Here is a 1,430-nt window from a genome sequence, read left to right as displayed (position 1 = left end):
TTAGGTAAATAAAAAAAATATTTTTATATTTGCCTATGAGTATAAAATTTAGTTTAAATATTTATAAGTTTATCGTTGCAATTTTTATTCGATTTAAATTTTAAAAATAAAATTAACTATTAAATCATGATTATAGATAATAATATAAATTAATGGAACCAATGAAAACATTATTAAGACATTTTCTATTAATTGAATATAATAAAACCACGTGGTGCTTATCTTAGAATTATCATTTATTATTATTAGTTCAATCTTGAATTTATACAGAATTGTGTATAAATATTAACACTTTTTATGTTAATTTTCTATGGGTTTTTCTAAATATCTCGATCCGAAGAATGATGTCACGTTTCGTCGCATTTTTGGTACAGAAAAGAATAAGGATATTCTCATTTTCTCAATGATATTTTGGGCTTTACAGGAAAGGATGAAATAAAACAAATAGAGTTCCTCAGTACTATTCAAGATGCTGAAATTGCCTCTAAAAAACAAAGTATAGTTGATGCACTCTGCAGAGATGAAAATGGGGTGCAAGTGATCGTCGAGATGCAGGTTGCTAAAACCAAAGGCTTTGAAAAACGTGCTCAATACTATGCAGCTAAGGCCTATACAAGACAAGCTAATAAAGGTGACCAATATGAAGATCTCAAAGAAATTATTTTTATTGCCATTGCAGACTGTATCTTATTTCCTGACAAATCTGAATATAAATCAAAACTCACTATTAGAGATGAAGATAAAAATGAACACGATTTAAAAGATTTTTATTTTTATTTTATTGAATTACCAAAATTTCCAAAAACGAAAGAAGATCAATTGGAGAATATAGTTGAAAAATGGGTGTACTTCTTCAAGTATGCGAAAGAAACTTGAGAAAGAGAATTGGAAAGAATAATAGGAAGCGATGAAATAATCAAAAAAGCATATGAGGAGCTAAATAGATTCAATTGGTCAGAAAAAGAATTCATTGCATATGAACAAGAGATCAAACGTATTCGTGATGAGAAAGCTGTCCATGCTCAAAAACTTGATTATGCTAGAAAAGAAGGAATACAAATAGGTGAAGAAAGAGGTAGAAAAGTTAGAGAAATTGAGGTTGCTAAAAATCTACTTAAAGCAGGAATTTCTATTGTGATTATAGCTCAAACTACTAGTCTTCTTCTTCAGTCTGAAATTGCTCAAGTTTATTGAGAATCCTCGAGTTAATTTGAAATCACACAGAGAGTAGTTTCTGAAATTTTGCTTTATATATATATAAATATATATAAATAAAATAGATATACCTAACCAACCCCATCATTCCTTGATAAAAAGGTATATTAGAAGGAATACAAATCGGGGAACAAAGAGGTAGACAAGAAGGAATACAAATAAGCGAAGAAAAAGGTAAATTAAAAAAGAAGGAATACAAATAGGTGAAGAAAGAG

Annotated in this window: 1 pseudogene; it reads left to right on the top strand. The window is 28.4% G+C overall.

Annotation, left to right across the window (positions count from 1 at the left end):
* The first annotated feature begins 310 nt into the window (after window positions 1-310).
* Window positions 311-1,194, top strand: a pseudogene (locus QUS22_RS05430) (Rpn family recombination-promoting nuclease/putative transposase).
* The last annotated feature ends 236 nt before the right edge of the window (window positions 1,195-1,430 follow it).

Origin of the sequence: Wolbachia pipientis (assembly GCF_030373985.1) — a bacterium.
Lineage (GTDB): Bacteria > Pseudomonadota > Alphaproteobacteria > Rickettsiales > Anaplasmataceae > Wolbachia > Wolbachia pipientis_D.
The sequence above is the reverse complement of the archived record's forward strand: the minus strand, read 5'-3'. Positions and strand labels throughout refer to the sequence as shown.